The sequence below is a fragment of the Olsenella sp. An270 genome (assembly GCF_002159735.1).
Lineage (GTDB): Bacteria > Actinomycetota > Coriobacteriia > Coriobacteriales > Atopobiaceae > Thermophilibacter.
On sequence record NZ_NFJF01000004.1, the window covers coordinates 22,697 to 40,118 of the forward strand.

Consider the following 17,422-nt stretch of genomic DNA (forward strand, 5'->3'; position numbering starts at 1 on the left):
ATTCCTGGAGCCGTGGCCGACAAGGGCGGCGTTTCCTAGACGCGTTCGCAATAAACCATGGCAAAAGAAGCAAATTCCCCGCCAGAAATCACGATACCGTGATATACTGCGTTTGACGAAGAAGGGAGTAGCGGATGCCTGTCCTCGCGCGTTTCTATGGAATCGTTATTCGCATGTACTTTCTTGGCTCGGAGCACAACCCGCCGCACATTCATGCGATCTATGGGGACAGTACCGCCGCCTTTGACATTCGGAGCGGCTGCGTGCTCGACGGGGAGCTTCCCGCAAGGGCGGCTGCGATGGTGCGCGAATGGATTGGGCTCCATCGGGACGACCTCGTTACAATGTGGGAAACGCAGGAGTTCAAGAGGCTCGACCCGCTGGATTGAGAGGAGCGCGCCGATGTTTCATAAGGTCAAGGACGTGACGCCTCTTCCGGAGCTCCGTCTGCGCGTCCAGTTTGCCAACGGAACAACCAAGCTCTATGACGCAACGCCGCTCGCAGAGCGATTCGATGCCTTTAAAGAGCTCGAGAAGGGTCAACTATTCGAAGACGTCGAGGTCGATGCTGGTGGGTACGGCGTCTCGTGGAACGACGACCTTGACCTCTCCTGCGACGAGCTCTGGGAGCATGGCGAGCCGATAAAGACGGAGTTTGACGGCCTGATGTCCTTCGCCGACGCAAGCGCCCTCTGGGGGCTCAGCGAGTCCACGCTTCGCAAGGCCGTCTCATATGGGAAGATCGTCGCCGGCGTGGATGCCCGGAAGTTTGGCAAACAGTGGGTCGTCACGTCCGAGGCCATGTACAGGGAATACGGGGAGCCGCTGAGCGCATAGCCGATGGTTGGGCCGCGGCCCTACACCCAGCGGAAGCCGTGGCCCGTGATCTGCGACGTGTTGACGTAGGTCACGAAGGCGTCCGGGTCGATCCCCCGCAGGTACTTCTCGAGCTTGAGGGCCTCCGAGCGCGTGAGCACGGTCATCACGACCGAGAGCTCCCTGCCCGTGTACGCGCCGTAGCCCAGCCAGACCGTGGCGGTGCGCGCAAGGCGGCGCACCACGAACTCCTGGACGCGTGCGGGCCGGCGGCAGACGACGGTGCACACCTTGTGCTGCTTGAGGTCGTCGAGCACGCCGTTCACGATGACCGTCTCCAGCAGCAGGCCCACGATGCAGTAGACGCCCGTGCGCACCCCGTAGAGCGCCACGCCCGAGCAGGCGGTCACGGCGTTGACCACGGTGATCGCGTGGCCGGTGGGCAGGCTCGTGTGCCGGGAGAGCGCCATCACGAGGATGTCGGTCCCGCCCGTGGAGGCGCCGGCGTTGTAGGCGATGCCGGTGCCCGCGGCGACGAGCACCAGCGAGCAGACGAGGTCGATCCAGAGGTCCCCCGTCACGGACCCGCTCACGGGAACCAACGCCTGGAGCACGCTCACGTAGGCCGAGAGCAGGATCGACGCCACGACGCTCCAGGCCACGGCGCGTCGCTCGACGAAGATCAGGCCGACCACCACGAGCACCACGTTCACGGCCCAGAGCGCCACGTCGCTCGGCAGGGCGGGGACGAGCGTGGAGATGACGATGGCCATGCCCGACGCACCGCCGGTGGCGAGGTTGTTGGGGGCCTGGAACAGCACATAGGCCAGCGCGCACAGGATCGCCCCGACGTTCACCGCCACGGCGGTCCGCACCATGCTCGGGCGGTCGCGACGCAGCAGCAGGCGGTCGCTCATGCGCTCCTCCTCGGGCGTGAGCAGGCGCTCGGCCTGGATGACGGGCGCCCCCTCGTATGCGGGCGAGGCCTGCTCCGGTCTCACTCCGGCATGAGAGAGCTCCTCCTCGGCGGCGAGCCGCCCAGGGTCGTCGTGACGCATGCGTTCCTCCGTTGTTGAAGACCTACGTGGTGTGGCGGTAGGTGTAGACGCTCCCGTTGTAGTAGGTGTTGATGTACTCGAACGGCACCGAGACACCGTCGATCGTGGTGTAGGTCACGTGCGACGAGCAGAGCAGGGCAATGTCGTCGGCCTCGAGCAGGCGCTTTTGCTCCTCGGTGGGCAGCAGCGCACGAAGCTCCTGGTCGACGTGCGAGGTGCTGATGCCGAGCGAGTGGACGTAGTCGTAGAGCGAGCCGTTCAGGCACTCCACGCTGATCGCGGGGATCACGGAGGCGGAGATGTAGGTGTCGCTGATGGCTATGGGCATGTCGTCGCCGGTGCGAAGGCGCACGAAGTGGTGAATGAGGTCGGTGCCCGAGAGCCCGAGCTTCTCGGCGGCCACCGGCGCGTCGGCCGCGCTGACGACCTCGTAGGAGATGAGGCGCGCGCCGGCCTTCAGGCCGATGGCGGCCATGTCCTCGGTGAAGCTCGCCCCGCCGGCGAGGCTCTTGTTCACGTGGCGGCGGGTCACGAAGCTGCCGCGCCCGGGGACGCGCTCGATGTAGCCGTCGGCGGAGAGGTTGTTGAGGGCCTTGCTCACGGTCATGCGCGAGAAGCCAAACTGCTCGCAGAGCTCCTCCTCGGTGGGGACCTGGTCTCCCACCTTGAGCGTCCCGTCCTCGATCATCTCGTGGACGGTCTTCTCGACCAACCGGTACTTGGGCTCTCGCGCCATGACGCCTCCTCCCGTCTCTACCAAGGAGGGTAACAAACTGTTTGTAATTGTCTAGACATGAATTATTCCAACGGTCGAAACACGTCGGGTTCCGGCGGCTCCCGCCAGCGACGTCGCCTCCGGGAGCTGCTGTTTTCAGGTTTGTCTGTACATATGTTCACCTCGCCATCAGCCAGTTACCGACGGATAGATACCATTCGGCCCACAATGTCATTACAAAGAGACAATATGTATATACAAAGTTGCTAGGGACAAGCCGACCGAAGGAGCGGACATGATCACCAAGCTCGAAGACCCCAGCATGTACGGCTACATTAAGGACACCGGCCACGCGCTGCGCAACGCCTTCGCGGAGCGCGCGGTGTTCTGCGACCCGTTCGTCGAGCTCATGACGACGCACGACTTCAAGCGCGTCTACTTCGTGGGCTCGGGCACGAGCTACAACGCATCGATCTACATCTCCACGCTCATGCAGCGCTACGCGCGCGTCGAGGCCAGCGCCGGCTTCCCCACGCGCTTCGACGAGAACGACATCGCCACGAGCGGCGCCTACCGTCCCGACCAGGTGCTCGTCGTGGGCGTCTCGCAGTCCGGCACGAGCGTCTCCACCATCGACGTCATGCGCCGCGCGCACGAGGCCGGCTTCTACGCGCTCGCGCTCACCGACGTCATGGACAGCCCCGTCACCGAGAGCGTCGACTCCGCCATCCGCCTGCTCACGGGCAAGGAGGAGGTCCACGTGGAGACGCGCGGCTACCAGGTCTCGCTCTTCGAGGGCTACCTGCTCGCCATCGCGGCCGGCCACGCCCTGGGCACCCTCGACGCCGCCGCCTACGCGCAGAAGCTCGCCGACGCCGAGCGCCTCGCGAACGACTATGACAGCTTCGTCGCTCAGGCCGACGCCTGGTACGACGCGAACGTCTTCGAGCTCATGGCCATCACGCGCGGCTACGTCTGCACCTACGGCATCAACGCCTGCACCGCCGAGGAGGCCGAGCTCAAGCTCAACGAGACCTACCACAAGCCGGTGCGCGGCTACGAGCTCGAGGAGATGATCCACGGCCCGCACTACGCGCTCGACGAGAACAACTACTCCTTCTTCGTCGCGCCGGACGGCCCCGGCATCGAGCGCGTCCCGAGCTTCCTCAAGTGGTACGAGGACAACAAGGTCACCGACCACGTCTTCGTCATCACCAACGGCGACCACGCCGGGGAGTTTGGCGAGAAGTCCATCTGCTTCGAGCAGGAGGTCCCCGACGAGCTCACCCCGCTGGTCATGGTGATCCCCCTGCAGATCATGGCCTGCCGCAACTGCATCAACGCCAAGATCGACACGCGCTACCGCCCGGCCAACCGCACCTCGTTCGCCCACCTCAACTAGGAGCGCGCCATGAGCCAGGTTCTTATCGCCACGCACTCCACGCTCGCCGAGGGCTTTGCCAGCGCGATCCGCTTCTTCAAGGCGGACGCCGACAACGTCCACTTCCTCAACGGCTACGTGGCGACGACCGAGTTCGAGCGCGAGCTGCGAGAGGCGCTCGAGGCGCTGCCCGCGGGCGGCCCCGTCGTCGTGTGCACCGACATCCCCGGCGGCTCCGTCAACCAGGTGGCGATGAGGCTGGCGGGCGAGTACGGATTCCTGCTGGTGAGCGGCATCAACATGCCGCTGCTCCTCGAGCTCGCGTTCGAGGATGACCCCACGTACGAGACGCTCGCGCAGACGGTGGCGAGCGCACGCGCCCAGCTCATGCTCCCCCTCGCGGACATCCCCGCTCCCGAGGAGCCGAGCGCCGAGGAGGAGGGAGACGAGGACGAGGAGGAGCTCTAGCCAAGAGGCTCGCCGCGGGCGAGCAGCCGAGAAGAACAGGGAAGGGAGTAGACATGATCGTGCTCACCAGGGCAGACGACCGCCTCATCCACGGACTCGTAGCCGTTGCCTGGACGTCGCACCTCGCGCCGGAGACCATTCTGGTGGCCAATGACGCCGCGGCGGCCGACGAGTTCAAGAAGAACTCGCTCAAGCTGGCCAAGCCCGCCGGTGTGAAGCTGTTCGTGAAGTCCGTCGAGAAGGCGGCGGCCGCGCTCAACAACCCCGTCAACGACAACAAGAAGATCTTCCTGGTCACGCAGACGGTGGAGGACGCCAAGCGGGTCTATGACCTGCTGGACGACGCGCACAAGTTCACGCGCCTCAACATCGGCACCGCCGGCGTGAACAAGAAGCCCGGCGAGACCTACGTGGCCATCATCCCGCAGGTCTACACCACCGCCGAGGAGCTCGAGGCTGCGCGCGCCCTGAACGCCGCCGGCGTCACGGTCTTCGGCCAGGCCAACCCCACGCTCGAGAGCGCCGACTTCGCGGCCATCGAGCGGGCCTTCAAGTAGGAACGGAGCGGGCGCGTCGTCCGGCGCGCCCGCCGCAAGTCAGCAAGAGAGAGGAACGACATGCTGCAAGGATTCTTGGTCGCCCTCGTGGCGTCGCTGATCTACCTCGAGTCCCGTCTCGGTGGTCAGCACATGCTCGACCGCCCGATCATCATCGGCCCGATCGTGGGCCTCATCATGGGCGACCCGATGAAGGGCCTCGTGATCGGCGGCGAGCTCGAGCTCGTGTGGATGGGCCTCAACGGCATCGGCACCACCACCCCGCCCAACGTCGTCGTGGGCTCCGCGCTCGCGACCGCGCTCGCCATCAGCACCGGCGCGTCCTACGAGACCACGCTCGCCCTCGCGGTGCCCATCGCCGTCGTCGCCCAGATCTGCGACATCGCGGCGCCGATCGTGAACACCTTCTTCGCCCACCAGGCCGACCGCCTCGCCGACAAGGAGAAGTACGACCTCATCGACTGGTGCGTCTGGGGCGGCGGCATCGTGTACTTCCTGTTCAAGTTCGTGCCCATCTTCCTGGGCTTCGTTCTTGGCTCCGGCGTCATCACCGCCTTCGTGGACCAGATCCCCGACGTCATCCAGAACGGCCTCAACCAGTCCGGCAACATCCTGCCCGCCCTCGGCGTGGCCATGCTGATCCAGCTCACCTGGGACAAGAAGTTCGGCGTGTTCCTGTTCCTCGGCTTCGCGCTCGCCGCGTTCCTCGGCGTGAGCACCCTCGGCGCCGCATTCTTCGGAGCCATCGCGGCCGTCGTCTACTACATGCTGAGCGGCAACAAGGCCTCCGGGTCCGTCCTTGCCGCCACGTCCGGTGAGACCGTCGTCGACGATGACGACAGTGAGGAGCTCTAATCATGGCAGAAGAGAAGAAGATCAGCGCCAAGACCCTCCGCCGCGTCTTCTGGCGTCACTACCAGCTGCTCGGCTGCTTCAACTACGAGCGGCAGATGTCCACGGGCTACGGCTACACGATGATGCCCGCCCTGAAGGAGCTCTACAAGGACGACCCGAAGGCCATGCAGGAGGCCGTGAAGCGTCACCTCGAGTTCTTCAACTGCGCGACGTCCACCTCCCCGTTCATCATCGGCCTGACCTGCGCGATGGAGGAGCAGAACGCCTCCGAGCCCGGAAGCTACGACACCAGCTCCATCACCTCGGTCAAGGCGGCGCTCATGGGCCCGCTCGCCGGCATCGGCGACTCGTTCTTCTGGGGCACCTTCCGCGTCATCGGCGCCGGCATCGGCGCGCCGCTCGCCGTGGCGGGCAACGTCCTCGGCCCGATCATCTACGCGATCCTCAACGTGATCCCGTCCGAGATCGTGCGTCGCTGGGGCTTCAAGATCGGCTACAGCGGCGGCTCCAAGTTCCTCGAGCGCATCTCGAGCGACGGCACGCTCCAGAAGGTCACCGAGGCCGCGCGCATCATGGGCCTCATGGTCATCGGCGCCATGATTCCCTCGATGGTCCTGCTCACGCTCAACGCCACGGTCGACATCAACGGAGCCACGGTCGTGCTCCAGGAGGTCCTCGACCAGATCTGCCCGTACATCCTCCCGCTCGGCCTCGTCGGCGGCTGCTACAAGCTGCTCAAGAGCGGACGCTCGGGCACGATGGTCATGTTCGGCCTGCTCATCCTGGGCATCGTCCTCGCCGCCCTCGGGCTCGTGTAGGACCCTGCGCAACGTCCCTCTCTCGCGCCGCCGCGCCCGCCCCCCGCGGCCGCGGCGGCGCGTCGTCTCACGGAAGGAGTGGAAGTGGTCAAGGCGGCGCTGTTCGACATGGACGGGGTGCTTGCGTTCACCGAGCGCTACTACAACCGGCGTCGCGTCGAGTACCTGCGCGGCCAGGGGTTCGAGCTGGGCGACGTCGACGACTGGACCGGCGTCCACGACGACGAGTCCTGGGAGCGCTGCGTCCCCGGCGACGCCGCGCTGCGGGAGCGCCTGCGCGCCGGGTACAACCGCTTCGCCGACGAGCACCCTACGCCCTGGGGCGAGCTGGGCAACAGGCGTGCGCACGCCACGTTCGTCGCCCTGCGCGGCCGGGGCGTGAGGATCGCCATCTGCTCGTCGTCGCCGCGCTTCCTCATCGAGGAGTGCATGGAGGCGCTCGACCTCGGCGACCTCACGGACTACGTGATCAGCGGCGACGAGTGCGTCGCCCACAAGCCCGACCCAGAGATCTACCTGCGCGCCATGCGACACCTGCGCGTGTCTCCCGAGGAGTCCGTCGTGGTCGAGGACTCGCCGACCGGCATCCGCGCCGGCAAGGCGGCGGGCGCGCTCGTGTGCGCGCTGCGCCAGCCGGACGGGGTTCTTCTCGACCAGCGCGAGGCGGACCTCGTGATGGACGACCTCTTCGAGCTGGTCGACCTGGTCGGAGAGCGGCGAGTCGCCTCGCTGGCGTAGATGCGGCGGCGCGTCCTTCTCGGAATCGCCGCCCTTGTCGTCTGCGGCCCCAGGAATCGCCGCCCTTGTCGCCTGCCCCTCTAGGAAAGCCGGCCCTTGTCCGCGCTGCGTCTAGGAATGCGAGGGGTTGTACGGCTTCGCAGCCTCCGTGGCGGACAAGGGCCGCATTCTCTAGAAGCCTCCCGGACAAGGGCGGCGTTTTTTAGACTCGCCCCGGACAAGGGCGGCGATTTCTAGATGCGGCCAGGACAAGGGCCGCAAATCCTAGACGCGCTCCGGACAACCCCGTCGATTCCGGGACGGGGAGGCGCCCGCGAACCGTCCGAGCGGTAGAATCGCAGGCGAGAAGAACGCCTCGCCAAAGGAGCCGCCATGTCGCAAGCAGCCGATCGCGTGGACGCCGAGACCGCCGCCCGTCCCGGCGCGCCGACCACGCACCCGGAGTTCGACCGCCTCGTGCGCACAATGTGGCGCCTGCGCCAGCCGGACGGCTGCCCCTGGGACCGCGAGCAGACGCACCGCTCGATCACCAAGCACATGGTCGAGGAGGCCTACGAGGCCGTGGAGGCCATCGAGGCGGATGACCGCGCCCACCTCGTGGAGGAGCTCGGCGACGTCCTGGAGCAGGTGGTCCTGCACGCGCAGATCGCCGCCGACGAGGGCGCCTTCACGATCGACGACGTGGTCCGCGGCCTGAACGAGAAGCTCGTGCGCCGCCACCCGCACGTCTTTGGCGCGCACGCGGCCGCCGGGGACGGCGGCGAGGTCCAGGACATCTGGGATGACGTCAAGGCCGCGGAGCGCGCCGCCTCGGGCGAGAAGGACGCGCCGCAGGGCCTCCTCGACTCCGTCCCGCGCAGCCTGCCCGCCCTCATGCAGGCGCAGAAGATCTCCAAGCGCGCCGCCAAGGCAGGCTTCGAGTGGGAGACCGTCGCCGACGTCTGGGACAAGGTCGCCGAGGAGCGCGCCGAGTTCGAGCGCGAGGCACCCGGCTCCGACGCCCGCGTCCTCGAGTTTGGCGACCTGCTCTTCGCGCTGGTCAACGTCGCGCGGCGCGAGGGGATCGACGCCGAGGAGGCGCTCGCCGCCTCCAACCGCAAGTTCAGGACCCGCTGGTCCCGGATGGAGGACCTGGCTCGGGCCGAGGGCGAGCCGCTCGACGAGCTGGACACCGTCCGGCTGAACGAGCTCTGGGACCGTGCGAAGGCGGAGGAGAATCGCTGAAGCCCCGCTCGGCGGTCCGCGCCTCTGCTATAAAGGGATGAGGCGCCCCGCGCGCCGGCCCTGCCACACCAGTCCGAAACGAAGCACGGCATGAGCGAACAGAACCCCAAGCCCAAGAGCCGCGACGCCGCGCGCCCCACGAGGCGCGCCAAGGCCAAGTCGGCGACAAGGCCCAAGGCCGCAGCCAAGACCAAGCCTGCGGCCAAGCCCAAGCCCAAGGCCGCGGCGAAGGCGCCCGCCGCCCGCCGCGGAGCCCCGTCCCGCGCGGATGCGCCCGCGCGCTCGAGCGCCCTCGACAGCGTTCGCGGGAAGCTCGGTGCGGCCGGGGAGGCCGTGCGCGACCCGCGCGCCCTCGTGGCCGGCCACCGCGTCGCGGCCATCGCGATCGCGGCCGCCCTCGTCCTCTTTGTGGCGCTCTACGGTCCCGCCTGCGGCCTCTACCAGGCATGGCGCGAGAACGGCGTGCTCCTCGCGGAGCAGGAGCGCGCGAGCGCCGAGAGCGAGGAGCTGGAGGGCGACATCTCCACCCTCATGACCGAGGACGGCATCAAGGACGAGGCCCGCCGCCGCGGCTACGTGGAGGAGGGCGAGACCCGCATCGTCGTGGAGGGCGCCGAGTCCGAGGACGACGCCTCGGCGGACGAGAACGAGACCGAGGAGACGCCCTGGTACCTGAGCGTGGGCGACTTCCTGTTCCAGTACCACCCAAGCGAGGAGGGGGAGAAGTGACGCGCCTTGCCTGCATCGACATCGGGACCGTGACCGCGCGCCTGGCGGTCGCGGACGTCGAGGGGGGCCGTGTGGTCCGTCTCGCCAAGCACTCCGAGATCTGCAACCTCGGCCAGGACGTGGACGCCACGGGCCGCCTGAACGACGAGGCCATGGGCCGCGTGCTCGCCTGCGTGCGCAGCTACGTGGAGTCCGCGCGCGAGGCGGGCGCCGTCGCGGCCTGCTGCACCCTCACGAGCGCGGCGCGCGACGCCGAGAACGCTCCCGTGCTGGGCGCGGAGCTCGACGCCCTGGGCCTGGACCCGCTCATCATCCCCGGCCAGGTGGAGGGCGCGCTCACCTTCCTCGGCGTGACGCACGACTTCCCCGGCCAGAACGTCCTCGTCGCCGACAACGGCGGCGGCTCGACCGAGCTCGCCTGCGGTCGCACTCGCGAGGACGGTAGCCTTGACCTGCGCTTCGTTCGCTCCGTCGACGTGGGATGCCGTCGCGTGACCGAGAAGTTCCTCTCTGCGGACGGCCCCGACGACGAGTCCGCCGTCGCCCGCGCCCACGAGTTCGCCGCCGCCGCGTTTGGCCCGGCGGTGCGCGAGGGCGGCCTCCTCGCGGCCGGGACCGAGGGCGCCGCCGCGGACGCGCCCGCCACGCTCGTGGTGACGGGCGGCACGGTGACGAGCCTCGTCGCGGTGAAGAAGGAGCTCGAGCCCTACGATCCGGCGCAGGTCCACCTGGCCACGCTCTCCCGGGAGGACCTCGAGGAGCTCGAGCGACGCCTCGCCTCCCTCACGGTGGACGAGCGCGCCGCGCTGCCGGGCCTGGCCCCCAAGCGCGCGCCCGTGATCCTGGGCGGCGTCGCCGCCGTGCTCGAGCTCATGCGACAGACCGGCTTCACCCAGCTCACCGTCAGCGAGTCCGACCTGCTCTTCGGTCTCGCCGTCGCCGCCGAGACCACCCTCGCCGGGAAGGAGTCGCCGGTCGGCTGGGGCCCCACGATGCGCATGCTGCGCTAGGATAGACACGCGCCGCCGGGCGGCGTGCCGGGGGCGTGGCGGAACTGGCATACGCAGGAGACTTAAAATCTCTCGCCGCAAGGATTGTGGGTTCGAGTCCCACCGCCCTCACCAGCAACAAGACGAGGCCGCGAGTCCAAGGGACCCGCGGCCTCGATGTTCTTGTCGGCCCCGCTAGTTGGTGAACATGAACGCGCGCTTGTCGAAGTAAATCTTGTTCACGAAGATCATCACGATGCTCGTGACGGTCTGGCCCATGGAGGACAGGCCCATCGCCTCAAGGAGGCTCACCTGCGTGACCACGGAGAAAGCGACCGCGTACAGGATCGAGGCCGCGATGACCGTGCCGAGAAGGACGAGGTACTGCGTCGGCGCGCCCTTCTTGAACCCGGCGAGGTTCATGCGCACGACCACGCAGCAGACCGCCAGCGCGACATAGATGACGGCAAAGATGACGTCGACGGCCTGCAGCCCGCCGTAGACCAGGTAGACGAGGTCCTTGGCGCTGCCGTAGTCGGTCATGTAGTGCCCGCCCGTGAACAGCGTGTAGGCCGTGAACGCGAGCACTGCCGCGGAGAGGAAGAGCTGCACCCAGATGATGAACTTGAACCAGTTCATCGGCGGGACGGCCTGGGCGGCGTCCGCGGGGACGGGGTGGTTGTCGACCGGCTCGGCGCCGGGGGCGGGCGGCGTCCAGGGCTCGGGCTCGGACGCGGGCTCGGACGCGGGCGTCGGCTCGGGCTCGGAGGCGCCGGCCCCCTCCGGTCCGGACGTGCTGACCGAGGCTCCGCAGTTGGGGCAGAACCTCGCCTCCTCGGGTATCTCGGTGCCGCAGTTGGGGCAGAACATGGGTCCTCCCGTCGTCAGGGGCTGTCTCGGCGCGACGCGCCGACGCAATTGTACGGCAAGGGGCCAGCGCCCGCCCCGGCGCGGCGACGGCCCTTTGGTATACTTAGCCGCGCGTCCCCATCGTCTAGTGGCCTAGGACATCGCCCTTTCAAGGCGACGACACGGGTTCGACTCCCGTTGGGGGCACCACGTACCTGCGGCGGGCTCGTCCGACATCCGGACGGGCCCGCTTCTTTGGCGAGAAGAACCCGCCCCGTCGCTACCAGTCCAGGTCGCTCTTCTCGGCGAACGCGCGGGCGGACGCCTCCAGCCAGTCGTGCCCCTGGCACCAGGCGATGAACTCGGGCACGTCGGTGATGATGGGCTCCGCCTCGCGCACGGCCATCATGGCCTCCTCGAAGCCGCAGGCCGGGACGTCCGGCCGGTCGGGCAGGTAGGGCTCCACCATGACGGGGCGCAGCAGCGCGTAGGCGCCGCCGGAGACGAGCTGGTCGTACCCGCGCAGCGCGCGCCGCGCGGCGGTGAGGCGCCCCAGCTTGTAGAGGAGCAGCACGCGCGCGAGGTGCGACCAGGCGCTCTCCCTGCCCGACCAGCGCGCCTCGAGCGCGCCGAGCGCCGCCTCGTCCTCGAGCCGGGCGCACGCGAGCATGTGCGTGTGCCGCGCGCCGAGCGGGTCGTCGAGGGTCGCGTCGACGACCGAGGCGGCGGCCGACGCCGCCATGCGGAAGCGCGCCCCGTCGAGGCAGGCCCGGGCCACGGCCGCGCGCAGGCGCAGGCGGGGGCGGCAGAGGACGTCGTCCCAGGCGTCGCCCTCGGGGAGCTCCCTGAGGGACCCGTCGCGCTCGAGCTCGAGCAGGGCATCGAGCAGCGGGTCGGGGTCGAGCTCGGAGGCGAGAAGGGTGGTGAGCCGCGCGTCCAGGCACCCGGGGTCGACGGCGGCCGCGCGCTCGCACTCTGCGCGCAGGGCCGCGAGCCGGCGGGAGCGCTCGGCCTCGAACGCCTCGTCGTCGAGGAGGTCGTCGTGCCCGAGGCTCGCCCGGTAGGCGTCGAGGGCGCGGGCGAGCAGGAGCAGCGCCTGCTCGGGCGCGGCGTCGACAAAGTCGACGGGGTTCTGGCGCACGGCGAGCACCAGCTCGGCGTAGGCCTCGTCGGAGAGCGGGCCGATCTTCTCGTTCCTGCGGCGGGCGCAGCGCGCCACCAGCTCGTCCCAGGCGTTCATCGTCCGATCGCCCCCTCGGCGCCGCCGTCCTTCTCGCCCGTCGTCGCGGCGACCGCCCGGGCCGCCTCGGGGTCCAGCTCGGAGACCGTGCGGGCGAGCCACGCGCCGAACACCCCCTTGCCGGTGCGCTCCATGCCCTCCTGGAGCAGCACGACACCCTCGCTCACCGCCACGATCAGCTCGTCCTCGCCGTAGGCGGGCACGCGGATGCGGGCAAAGCGCCCGTCGGCGATCTCCATCTGGCGGATCAGGACGGCCGCGCAGCCGGGGTAGGAGGCGAGCAGGCGCTCGACCAGGCGGCGCGCGTCGGCGAGGCGGTAGGCCTTGTGCGCGAGCGCGATGCGCGCGAGCAGGATCCAGGCGTCGTCATCGGCGCGCGGCGCGGCGAGCGCGGGATAGCGCGCGGAGAGCCGCTCGAGCGCGGGCTCGTCCTCGAGCTTGGCGAGCGCGTAGGCGAGCGTGAAGCGGGCGTCGGAAAGGTCGTGCTGGTCGGAGGCGAGCAGGCGCTCGGCGGCGTCGACCGCCTCGTGGTTTCGCCCGCAGATGAGCGCGCACTCGGCCTGGTCGGCGAGCCAGCGCCACCAGGGCCGCATCGCCACGTTCGCCCCGAGCGGGCGGCGCGCCTCGTCCAGGGTCTCGCAGAGGCGGTCGCGCTCCGCCTCGCAGGCGCCGCGGACGGCGTCGGCGCGCTCCGCGAGGAAGCGGCCGCGCTCCTCGGGGGAGGCCGTGCCCAGCGAGAAGCGCATGCGGGCGGCGTCGTGGCAGCCGGGGTCGAGCGAGAGGGCCTCGTCGAGCAGGGACCGCCCGCGCGCAACCAGCGTCTCGGCGAGGGCGTCGCCGGCGAACGGCAGCCGGTAGTCGACGAGCTCGGTTGCGAGCGAGACCAGGTGGAAGGCGCGGTCAGCGTCGGACTGCGGCAGCGAGTCGCGGTCGCGCGCCAGCCGCCGGCCAAAGGACGCGAACTCGCGCGCCGCCTCCGCCGGGTCGCCGCCGTCGAGGGAGAGCGCAAAGCGCAGGCTCATGCGCAGGTAGTCCTCGCGTCTCGAATCGTGTGCCATCACGCCTCCCCTCCGCCTAATCGTAGCCGAGATGCGCGTCGCCCGTCCTTCTCGCCCGCTCGCGGAGCGGCCCGAAAACACGAAGTGTTGCCACATGGTTTCGCTATACTGAGACGCGGCCGAGAAGGACGTCTTCCCGACCGTCAAAACATTCCGTCGCGGTGGCGGCGGCATAGGAATTGGAGGAGTGTTATGGGACGTTTCACCAATCCGCGTGACCTGTACTTCGGCGAGGGCGCGCGCCACGAGGTCAAGAACCTCAAGGGCGAGCGCGCGGTCATCGTCACCGGCGGCGGCTCCATGCGTCGCGGCGGCTTCCTGCAGGACGTCGAGAACGACCTCAAGGAGGCCGGCTTCGAGGTCAAGCTGATCGAGGGCGTCGAGTCCGACCCCTCCGTCGAGACCGTCATGAACGGCGCCGCGGTCATGGCCGAGTTCCAGCCCGACTGGATCGTCGCCCTCGGCGGCGGCTCGCCGATCGACGCGGCCAAGGCCATGTGGATCAAGTACGAGTACCCCGAGACCACCTTCGAGGACATGTGCAAGGTCTTCGGCTTGCCCGAGCTGCGCACCAAGGCTCACTTCTGCGCCATCTCCTCCACCTCCGGCACCGCCACCGAGGTCACGGCCTTCTCGATCATCACGGACTACTCCAAGGGCATCAAGTTCCCGATCGCCGACTTCCAGATCACGCCTGACGTGGCCATCGTTGACCCCGAGCTCACCTACACCATGCCCGCCAAGCTCTGCGCTCACACCGGCATGGACGCCCTGACCCACTCCATCGAGGCCTACGTCTCCACCGCCGGCTCCGCCTACACCGACGCCAACGCCCTCTACGCCATGCGCGAGATCGTCGAGTGGCTGCCCAAGAGCTACGCGGGCGACAAGGAGGCCCGTCAGCACATGCACGACGCCCAGTGCATCGCCGGCATCGCCTTCTCCTCGGGCCTGCTCGGCATCGTGCACTCCATGGCGCACAAGACCGGCGCCGCCTTCACCGGCGACCACATCATCCACGGTTGCGCCAACGCCATGTACCTCGGCAAGGTCATCCAGTTCAACGCCAAGGACGCCCGCGCCAAGAGCCGCTACGCCTACATCGCCTCTGAGGTCTTCCACCTCGCCGGCGAGACCGAGGACGAGCTCGTCGCCGCGCTGGTCCAGATGATCCGCGACCTCAACGACAAGATCGACATCCCGCAGGGCATCAAGAACTACGGCAAGGGCGGCGTCAAGGCCGACGAGTCCATCATCGACTACGCCGAGTTCGAGGAGAAGAAGTCCCGCATCGCCGTCGACGCCATCGGCGACGCCTGCACCGGCTCCAACCCGCGCCAGCCCACGCCCGAGGAGATGGAGAAGCTCCTCGAGTGCGTCTACAACGACGTGGACGTGGACTTCTAAGCCATCCGGCTCGAAGCCTCACCTGCGGCCGGGGTCCTTTGGGCCCCGGCCTCTTTTGTCTCGCTAGCCCAGGCGGGCGTGCGCGCGGACCGCGGCCTGGAAGGCGTCCTCGAGCGCCTCTGACGAGTCGCCGAGAAGGACGAGCATGGAGCGCTCGCCGCCGGGAGCCCCATAGGCGCGCGCGACGGCGTCGGGCACCGCGCCGGCGCCGCGGACGACCTCGAGTCGCAGGCTCCCGTACTCCTCCCTCGCGGCGGCGACGAGGCGCTCGGCGTCACGGCGCGCGCGGCTCTCCTCCACGAGCGCGAACACGCGGTGGTCGGGCGAGAAGAGCAGGTCGCCGTGGCCGGGGACCCGGGCGTGCAGCAGCCCCGACGCGATCTGCGCGACGTCGATGCCCAGCAGCGCGGACGTCGCCACGACCCCGAGCGCGGGCCCGAGGTTGAAGAGGCCCGTCACGGGGAGCGCGAGGCACGCCTCCCATTCGGGCGTGTGCGCCTGGAACTGCACGTAGCCGTAATGGGACTCCATGTGGCTGGCGCCCACGTCGGCGATCGCGCCGCGTGCGGAGAAGCTCAGGCCGCGCCCTCCCGCCCGCGCGGTCCCGGCACCGCCGGTGCCGATCGTGCAGAGGACGTCCAGCCGGTTGGTCCCGCGCTCGGCGGCCTCGTCCAGCTCGACCACGAGGAAGGGGAGTCCGGCGTCGGCGGCGTTTCGGACGTGCGAGTCAATGCGCTCCAGCTCATGGGCTAGGTTTGGGCGGCGTTTCCACTCCGCTCCGTCGTGGAGCTCGCGAGCCCCAACGATTCCGGCGCGCCCGTAGGGCTCGTCCGCGTCGAGCACCGTCCGGAGCAGCGCCGAGGCGACCTCACGGTCGCGTCGGCCGCCCGCGACGCCTATGACGACGGGCGCGCCCATCGCCGTGGGTCACGATTCCGCGCGGGCTGCGACGGCCTCGAGGAAGATCTCCCCGTCGGGTCGGCAGGGGACAAACTCGTCTCCCACGTGCTGGCGGGTCTCGTCGCCCTTGGCGAGCAGGCACACGATGGCCGGGCCCTCGCCCTCGTAGGCGAGCTCGACGCTGCGGCGCACGGCCTCCTCGCGGTCGCAGATCACCTCGTAGGGAACGCCCTCGGGAGTGGCGTCGGCCATCTGGGCGCAGATCTCCTCCACGGGGTCGTGCGCGGGGTCCTCCTCGGTGTAGATGAGGTAGTCGGACCACTTGGCGGCCTCCTGCGGCAGCTCGGTGCGCCGCTCGTAGGCCTTGCCGCCGGGCGCGCCAAACAGCGCGATGATCCTATAGCCCGGGAACTCCTTCTTGACGGACGGGAAGAAGCGCTGGTAGGAAAGCTTGTTGTGTGCGTAGTCGACGAGTGCCACCACGCGCGAGCCCGGCTCGCCGAGCAGCTCCATGCGCCCGGGGACCGTTGCGCGGGCAAGCGCGGGTACGATCCTCTCGGCGCCCACGCCCAAAAGCTCGCAGATGGCGATCGTCGCCAGAGCGTTGTCAACGTTGAAGAGGCCGGGCATGGCCAGCGCGACCGGCCCCTCCCAGCTCGGCGTGTGCGCGACGAAGCTCACACGGCCTAGCTCGGAGCGGACGTCACTCGCCCAGACGTCGGCGCCGTCACGACCCTCGGCGGAGAACCGCAGGACGCGGCCGTCGCCCAGGGCGGCCTCGGCGCGTGCGAGCGCGACGTCGGCCTGGTCGCCGTCGAGGTTCACCACGGCGCTTCTCGCCTGGTCGAAGATGCGCAGCTTGCTCTCGAAGTAGTCCTCGAAGCTGGGGTGCTCGACCGGCGAGATGTGATCGCGGCCGATGTTGAGGAAGCAGGCGACGTCCAGCGTGAGACCGAGGACGCGGTCGTACTTGAGTCCCTGGCTCGAGACCTCCATGTCAAGGTAGGGGAGGCCCGCCTCGCGCGCGTTGGCGACATGGCGCCAGAGGTCGGGGGACTCGGGGGTGGTGTTGTGGCTCTCGAAGTTCTCGATGCCGTCGTAGGTGTCGATCGAGCCGATGACGCCCGTTCCCGAGCCCGGCTCGTCGCCGTCGAGCACGGCGCGCAGCATGTAGGAGACCGTGGACTTGCCCTTGGTCCCGGTGATTCCCACGACGCGCACGTCGCGGTCGGGATGGCCGTATGCCTCGGCCGAGACGAGGGCCATCGCGCGGCGCAGGTTGCTCGCCACGAGGGCGGGGGTCCCGGGCGCGACCTCGGCGAGCTCGGCGGCGTGGGCCTCGTCGCAGAGGTAGGCGACCGCGCCAGCCTCGAGCGCGCTCGTGAGGTAGGCGGGCTTGAACGCCGCACCCTTGCACACAAAGACGTGCCCCGCGCGGGCAACGCGGGAGTCGCAGTCGGCGCCGGTGACGGGCGTGGCGCCCGCGTCGGCCGTGAGGTTGGTGGTGCCTGCGAGCAGGCCCTGCTCCTCGAGGAGCAGGGCGAGCGAGGCAAGAGTCGTCGTATCCATGCGTCCAGTATAGGGCAGGGCACCGGGCGCCGTATGCTAGACTGCAAGCAA

At 69.1% G+C, this 17,422-nt stretch carries 19 protein-coding genes and 2 tRNA genes; 14 read left to right on the top strand and 7 right to left on the bottom strand.

Features of this window, described 5'->3' with window-relative positions:
- The first annotated feature begins 134 nt into the window (after positions 1-134).
- A complete protein-coding gene (locus tag B5F73_RS05380; RefSeq protein ID WP_087227245.1) occupies positions 135-389 on the top strand; it encodes a DUF4160 domain-containing protein in 255 nt (84 codons plus the stop codon).
- Positions 390-402: 13 nt separating this feature from the next.
- Positions 403-837, top strand: a complete 435-nt coding sequence (locus B5F73_RS05385; RefSeq protein WP_087227246.1) for a DUF2442 domain-containing protein — start codon at positions 403-405, stop codon at positions 835-837.
- Between the two features lie 20 nt (positions 838-857).
- Here B5F73_RS05385 and B5F73_RS05390 read toward each other — a convergent pair whose 3' ends face one another.
- Entirely contained in the window at positions 858-1,874 is a 1,017-nt protein-coding gene (locus B5F73_RS05390; protein WP_087227247.1) for a YitT family protein, read from the bottom strand.
- A gap of 22 nt (positions 1,875-1,896) precedes the next feature.
- Positions 1,897-2,610, bottom strand: a complete 714-nt coding sequence (locus B5F73_RS05395) for a GntR family transcriptional regulator (protein ID WP_087227248.1) — start codon at positions 2,608-2,610, stop codon at positions 1,897-1,899.
- Between the two features lie 274 nt (positions 2,611-2,884).
- Here B5F73_RS05395 and B5F73_RS05400 point away from each other — a divergent pair, with 274 nt between their 5' ends.
- The 10 genes from B5F73_RS05400 (at position 2,885) to B5F73_RS05440 (ending at position 10,483) form a co-directional block, all read left to right on the top strand.
- On the top strand, positions 2,885-3,991 hold the full coding sequence (locus B5F73_RS05400) for an SIS domain-containing protein (RefSeq protein ID WP_087227249.1): 1,107 nt from the start codon (positions 2,885-2,887) through the stop codon (positions 3,989-3,991).
- A gap of 9 nt (positions 3,992-4,000) precedes the next feature.
- Positions 4,001-4,438 (top strand): hypothetical protein, encoded by a 438-nt coding sequence (locus tag B5F73_RS05405; protein ID WP_087227250.1) that lies wholly within the window; start codon positions 4,001-4,003, stop codon positions 4,436-4,438.
- Between the two features lie 53 nt (positions 4,439-4,491).
- Positions 4,492-4,995, top strand: a complete 504-nt coding sequence (locus tag B5F73_RS05410; protein WP_087227251.1) for a PTS sugar transporter subunit IIB — start codon at positions 4,492-4,494, stop codon at positions 4,993-4,995.
- A 60-nt stretch (positions 4,996-5,055) separates the two neighbouring features.
- Positions 5,056-5,850 (top strand): PTS sugar transporter subunit IIC, encoded by a 795-nt coding sequence (locus tag B5F73_RS05415; RefSeq protein ID WP_075278996.1) that lies wholly within the window; start codon positions 5,056-5,058, stop codon positions 5,848-5,850.
- Positions 5,851-5,852: 2 nt separating this feature from the next.
- Positions 5,853-6,668: a PTS system mannose/fructose/sorbose family transporter subunit IID gene (locus B5F73_RS05420; protein WP_087227252.1), complete on the top strand. Its 816-nt coding sequence runs from the start codon at positions 5,853-5,855 to the stop codon at positions 6,666-6,668.
- Positions 6,669-6,752: 84 nt separating this feature from the next.
- Positions 6,753-7,406 carry an HAD family phosphatase gene (locus B5F73_RS05425; RefSeq protein WP_087227253.1) on the top strand — a complete coding sequence of 218 codons (654 nt, stop codon included), beginning with the start codon at positions 6,753-6,755 and terminating at the stop codon, positions 7,404-7,406.
- A gap of 372 nt (positions 7,407-7,778) precedes the next feature.
- A complete protein-coding gene (mazG, locus tag B5F73_RS05430) occupies positions 7,779-8,630 on the top strand; it encodes a nucleoside triphosphate pyrophosphohydrolase (protein ID WP_087227254.1) in 852 nt (283 codons plus the stop codon).
- A 90-nt stretch (positions 8,631-8,720) separates the two neighbouring features.
- Positions 8,721-9,359 carry a hypothetical protein gene (locus B5F73_RS09510; protein ID WP_158094771.1) on the top strand — a complete coding sequence of 213 codons (639 nt, stop codon included), beginning with the start codon at positions 8,721-8,723 and terminating at the stop codon, positions 9,357-9,359.
- The gene (locus tag B5F73_RS05435; RefSeq protein WP_143803147.1) at positions 9,356-10,369 is read left to right on the top strand and encodes a phosphatase; all 1,014 of its coding nucleotides are present in this window, start codon (positions 9,356-9,358) and stop codon (positions 10,367-10,369) included. The genes B5F73_RS09510 and B5F73_RS05435 overlap by 4 nt, the downstream gene beginning before the upstream one ends.
- Before the next feature lie 29 nt (positions 10,370-10,398).
- Positions 10,399-10,483, top strand: a tRNA-Leu gene (locus B5F73_RS05440).
- A 60-nt stretch (positions 10,484-10,543) separates the two neighbouring features.
- Here the strand turns inward: B5F73_RS05440 and B5F73_RS05445 are convergent.
- Positions 10,544-11,218, bottom strand: a complete 675-nt coding sequence (locus B5F73_RS05445) for a zinc-ribbon domain-containing protein (protein ID WP_087227256.1) — start codon at positions 11,216-11,218, stop codon at positions 10,544-10,546.
- A 113-nt stretch (positions 11,219-11,331) separates the two neighbouring features.
- On the opposite strand from B5F73_RS05445, the gene B5F73_RS05450 reads away from it, so the two are divergent.
- Positions 11,332-11,407, top strand: a tRNA-Glu gene (locus tag B5F73_RS05450).
- Positions 11,408-11,477: 70 nt separating this feature from the next.
- On the opposite strand, the gene B5F73_RS05455 is transcribed toward B5F73_RS05450, so the two are convergent.
- Both B5F73_RS05455 and B5F73_RS05460 read right to left on the bottom strand, forming a co-directional pair.
- Positions 11,478-12,437 (bottom strand): hypothetical protein, encoded by a 960-nt coding sequence (locus B5F73_RS05455; RefSeq protein ID WP_087227257.1) that lies wholly within the window; start codon positions 12,435-12,437, stop codon positions 11,478-11,480.
- A complete protein-coding gene (locus B5F73_RS05460; protein WP_087227258.1) occupies positions 12,434-13,495 on the bottom strand; it encodes a hypothetical protein in 1,062 nt (353 codons plus the stop codon). The genes B5F73_RS05455 and B5F73_RS05460 overlap by 4 nt, the downstream gene beginning before the upstream one ends.
- Positions 13,496-13,687: 192 nt before the next feature.
- Between B5F73_RS05460 and B5F73_RS05465 the strand changes: the two genes are divergently transcribed.
- The gene (locus B5F73_RS05465) at positions 13,688-14,902 is read left to right on the top strand and encodes an iron-containing alcohol dehydrogenase (protein WP_087227259.1); all 1,215 of its coding nucleotides are present in this window, start codon (positions 13,688-13,690) and stop codon (positions 14,900-14,902) included.
- A 63-nt stretch (positions 14,903-14,965) separates the two neighbouring features.
- On the opposite strand, the gene B5F73_RS05470 is transcribed toward B5F73_RS05465, so the two are convergent.
- On the bottom strand, positions 14,966-15,820 hold the full coding sequence (locus tag B5F73_RS05470; RefSeq protein WP_087227260.1) for a hypothetical protein: 855 nt from the start codon (positions 15,818-15,820) through the stop codon (positions 14,966-14,968).
- Between the two features lie 9 nt (positions 15,821-15,829).
- Positions 15,830-17,371, bottom strand: a complete 1,542-nt coding sequence (locus B5F73_RS05475; protein WP_087227261.1) for a UDP-N-acetylmuramoyl-L-alanyl-D-glutamate--2,6-diaminopimelate ligase — start codon at positions 17,369-17,371, stop codon at positions 15,830-15,832.
- Positions 17,372-17,422 lie beyond the last annotated feature (51 nt).